This window comes from Microterricola pindariensis (assembly GCF_002936985.1).
Lineage (GTDB): Bacteria > Actinomycetota > Actinomycetes > Actinomycetales > Microbacteriaceae > Microterricola > Microterricola pindariensis.
In genome coordinates this window covers 1-4473 of record NZ_MPZN01000114.1, presented here as the reverse complement: position 1 = coordinate 4473, position 4473 = coordinate 1, and the positions used below count along the sequence as shown (strand labels likewise).

The 4473-nt window shown below is 71.4% G+C and carries 4 protein-coding genes; 2 read left to right on the top strand and 2 right to left on the bottom strand.

Annotation, left to right across the window (positions count from 1 at the left end; genetic code table 11):
- Positions 1-55: 55 nt before the first annotated feature.
- Positions 56-1231, bottom strand: coding sequence for a cystathionine gamma-synthase (locus GY24_RS17085; protein WP_104477806.1), 1176 nt, complete (start codon positions 1229-1231; stop codon positions 56-58).
- Complete coding sequence (locus GY24_RS17080; RefSeq protein ID WP_104477810.1) at positions 1231-2658, bottom strand: cystathionine beta-synthase; 1428 nt, start codon at positions 2656-2658, stop codon at positions 1231-1233. Before GY24_RS17080 ends, GY24_RS17085 begins: the two co-directional genes overlap by 1 nt.
- A gap of 424 nt (positions 2659-3082) precedes the next feature.
- Here GY24_RS17080 and GY24_RS17075 point away from each other — a divergent pair, with 424 nt between their 5' ends.
- Positions 3083-3781, top strand: a complete 699-nt coding sequence (locus GY24_RS17075; RefSeq protein WP_104477804.1) for a DUF3105 domain-containing protein — start codon at positions 3083-3085, stop codon at positions 3779-3781.
- A partial coding sequence (locus GY24_RS17070; protein WP_233279443.1) for a DUF305 domain-containing protein occupies positions 3782-4473 on the top strand: 692 nt, incomplete at its 3' end.

The window sequence follows — 4473 nt, the reverse complement described above, 5'->3', positions numbered from 1 at the left end:
CATGGCTCAGTTCTACTCCGGGCCACCGACGGCCGCCACCCCCGGCGCCCGTCGGCTACAGCGCGGCGAGCGCCTGCTCGAGGTCGGCGAGCAGGTCGGCGACGTCCTCGATGCCGACGGAGAGCCGCACGATGTTCGGCGCCACCTCGAGCTCGGTGCCGCGCACGGACGCGTGCGTCATCGCGCTCGGGTAGTTCACCAGCGACTCGACGCCGCCGAGCGACTCCGCCAGCTGGAACAGCCGCATCGACTCGGCGAAGCGGCGGGCCGCCGCCTCTCCCCCGCGAAGCGCCAGCGCGATCATGCCGCCGAAGGCCGACATCTGCCGGGCGGCCAGCTCATGGCCGGGATGCGTGGGCAGCCCCGGGTAGTAGACCCGTTCCACGGCGGGGTGGGCGTGCAGCCGCTCGGCGATGGCCTGGGCGTTGGCGCTGTGCCGCTGCATCCGCACGTCGAGGGTCTTGATGCCGCGGGCGGTGAGGAAAGCGTCCATCGGGGCGGAGACCGCGCCGGCCGCGAACTGCAGGAAGCGGACCTTCTCGTGCAGCTCGTCGTCGTTCAGTATGACGGCGCCGCCGATCACGTCGGAGTGTCCACCCAGGTACTTGGTGGTCGAGTGCACGACGACGTCCGCCCCCAGCGCCAGCGGCTGCTGCAGCGCCGGCGAGGCGAAGGTGTTGTCGACGACGACGAGCAGGCCGCGCCGGTGGCCGAGCTCGGCGAGCGCCGCGATGTCGCTGACCGCCATCAGCGGGTTGCTCGGCGTCTCGATCCACAGCACCCGGGTGGCGGGCAGGAGCGCCGCTTCGACCGCGGCGAGGTCGCCGAGGTCGACGGGGGTGTTGCGGATGCCCCAGGCCCCGTGCACCCGGTTGATCAGGCGGTAGGTTCCGCCGTACGCGTCGTTGCCGAGCACGACGTGGTCGCCGGGGCTCAGCACGGCGCGCAGCAGGGCGTCCTCGGCGGCGAGGCCGCTCGCGAAGGAGAGCCCGTGGGCGCCGCCCTCGAGCGCGGCGAGCTGGGTCTCCAGCGCGGTGCGCGTCGGGTTGCCGCCGCGGGAGTACTCGTAGCCGCCGCGCAGCCCGCCGATGCCGTCTTGCACGAAGGTCGAGCTCTGGTAGATCGGCGGGATCACGGCGCCCGTCGTCGGGTCGAAGTGCTGACCGGCGTGGATGGCGCGGGTGGCGAAGCCGTCGGCGGGGGCACCGGCGGGGGTCTCGGAGTTGGTCATCAGTGCTTCTCTCTGTGTGCGTCGCGTGTGGGGTTCGGATGCCGCGGGGCGGGGCCGGGGTTCTCGTTGCCGAGGTAGCGCAGCAGGTCGTGCCGGGTGATGACGCCGCGCGCCTTGCCGCCGTCGGCCACCAGCAGCGCGGGCGCACTGCCGAGTGCAGCCTGTGCTGCGGCGATGGGCTCGTGCATGCCGATCAGCGGCACCTGCGCGCCGGCGAGCGGCCCGACCGGGTCGGCGGGCCCTGCCTGCCCGGAGGAGAGCCGTTCGAGCAGCCGCTCCTCGTCGATCGCGCCGAGCACCTCGCCGAGCGCGACCGGCGGTTCGGCGCTGAGCACGAGCAGGTGCGACAGCCCGGATGCCGCCATCTGCGCGATGGCGTCGCGCACGGAGTCGCCCGGGCGCACGTGGGGAAGCGCCGGCATCCGCTCGCCCTGCAGGGCCAGCAGTCGCGCCACGGTGTCGCCGGCCTCGGCCGCACTGAACCCGTGGTGCCGCATCCAGTCGTCGTTGAAGATCTTGCCGAGGTAGCCGCGCCCGCCGTCCGGCAGCAGCACCACCACGACGGCGTCCGGCCCGAGCGTCGCGGCGGCGCGCAGCGCGGCGACGACGGCCATGCCGCTGGAGCCGCCGACCAGGATCCCTTCTTCCCGCGCCAGCCGCCTGGTCATCGCGAAGGCGTCGGCGTCGCTGACGGCGAGCACCTCGTGCGGCACGGTGGGGTCGTAGACGCCCGGCCAGAAGTCCTCGCCGACGCCTTCGACCAGGTACGGCCGCCCGGTGCCGCCGGAGTACACCGAGCCCTCCGGGTCGGCGCCGATGATGCGCACCGTGTCGCCGGAGACCTCGCGCAGATACCGCCCGGTGCCGGTGATGGTGCCGCCCGTGCCGACCCCGGCGACGAAGTGCGTGACGCGGCCGGCGGTGTCGCGCCAGATCTCGGGCCCGGTGCTCTCGTAGTGGCTGCGCGGCCCGTTCTGGTTCGAGAACTGGTCGGGCTTGAACGCGCCTGGCGTCTCGCGCACCAGCCGGTCGGCGACGCCGTAATAGGACTCCGGGCTGTCCGGGGCGACGGCGGTCGGCGTCACGACCACCTCGGCGCCGTAGGCGGTGAGCACGTCGATCTTGTCCTGGCCGACCTTGTCCGGCACGACGAAGATGCTGCGGTAGCCGCGCTGCAGGGCGACGAGGGAGAGGCCGACGCCGGTGTTGCCGCTGGTCGGCTCGACGATCGTGCCGCCTGGCTCCAGCTGCCCCGCCTGCTCGGCGGCGTCGATGATGCGCTCGGCGATGCGGTCCTTCGCCGAGCCGCCCGGGTTCAGGTACTCGAGCTTGACCAGAACGGTGGCGGCGAGCCCGTCGGTCACGTGGTGGAGCCTGACCAGCGGGGTGTCGCCGATTAGCTCAACGACGGAATCCGCGTACGTCATGTCTGCGTGGGTGCGTGTGGGGTGCGTCATGGCTGTGTCCTTCACGAGCTGTCATCGAATGACGGATGTCGCGGCACCACTGCGCGCGGGCCTCACTCAGAGGTCTCAGGCTGTGGGAGTGCTGCCGCGCACGAGGGTGAGTCTGGTTGTGGGCGCGTCGATCAGCGACAACGACAACAGGACTTCACAGTGGACACGGCATCACTGTAGGCCAGCGTTCGCCCGCTGTCACGCTTTCGGCGTCACGTGACGTCGCGGATTCGGTGCGGATTCGTCGCGGCCCGGTCGTGCCGCGCTGCGGCATCCGCCCGTCCATTCAGCGCCTGTCCAGCGATTCCCGATACATTCGTATGGTTCGGGGCAGAGGCTGCGCCCCGCTCAGGTCCTTTGCACCCACCCGCACTCAGCTTTCGAGAGGCCGAGAATGTCTTCTTCCCCGACCCCGCCCGTTCCCCCTGCCGCCAAGGCGCAGGCGAAGGCGCTCAGCGTCAAGGAGCAGCGTGCAGCGGCACGTGCCCACAAGCTCGAGGAGTACCGCAAGCGCGAGGCCCGCGCCCGCCGCAACCGCACCATCGGCATCTGGTCGGCCGTCGCCGGCGCCGTCGTCGTGGTCGCCCTCGTCGTCTCCGCCGTGGTGTTGACCCCGCAGCGCGCCAGCTACACCGCCGGCAGCGATGGCGCGAAGATCAATGGCGTCGAGACGTTTAACAACGGCGCCGGCCACGTCGAGGGAACCGTCGACTACCCGCAGAACCCGCCGGCCGGTGGCGAGCACAACCAGATGTGGCTCAACTGCGGCGTCTACGAGAAGCCCGTCCCCAACGAGAACGCGGTGCACTCGCTCGAGCACGGCGCGGTCTGGGTCACCTATGACCCCTCCCTCTCCGACGAGCAGCTGAAGGCACTGAAGCTCAAGCTGCCCGGCAGCTACATCATCCTCTCCCCGAAGGAAGACCTGCCCTCGCAGATCGTGCTGAGCGGCTGGAACTCCCAGCTCCAGGTCGACTCGGTCGATGACGAGCGCATCGGCGAGTTCCTCGAGGAGTACTGGAAGAGCCAGTTCGTGCCCGAGCCCGGCGCCCTCTGCTCCGGCGCCCTCGACGCCGACGGCAAGGTGTCCTAGTTGGCGGATGTCCTGACTGAGGCTTCGCTCGAGACCGGCGAGCCCGCGGCACCCGCCCGCCCCCGCCTGGCCGGCCGTGCCGTCGTCGCCATCATCGCGGTGGTGGCGCTCGTCGTCGTCGCTCTCGTGTCGTTCTCGATCGGCCGCCTGAGCACCATCGGGGCGACCCCGGGAGACACCAGCGCGGAGGCCGGCTTCGCCCGCGACATGCAGGCGCACCACGTGCAGGGCGTCGAGATGGCGATGATCATCCGCGACCGCACCGACGACCCGGCGACCCGACTGCTCGGCTACGACATCGCGACCACGCAGGGGCAGCAGTCCGGCCAGCTGTACGGCTGGCTGAGTGAGTGGGGCCTCGGCCAGTTCGGCTCGGAGCCGTCGATGACGTGGATGACGCGCCCCGCGCTGAACGGCACCGCCGGGCACGTGCACGGCGGCACGGATGCGGCGAGCACCGACCACGTTCCCGGCGGTCCGATGCCCGGCATGGCGACGTCGGAGCAGCTCGCCGAGCTGCAGGCGGCCAGCGGCGTCGAGGCCGAGCGCCTGTTCTTGACGCTGATGATCGCGCACCACAAGGGCGCGCTGGAGATGGCGGAGTCGGTGCTGGAGCGCAGCACCAACTCGGTGATCGTGCCGTTCGCGAACTCGGTGCTGGCCAGCCAGCAGTCCGAGATCGAGCTGATGGA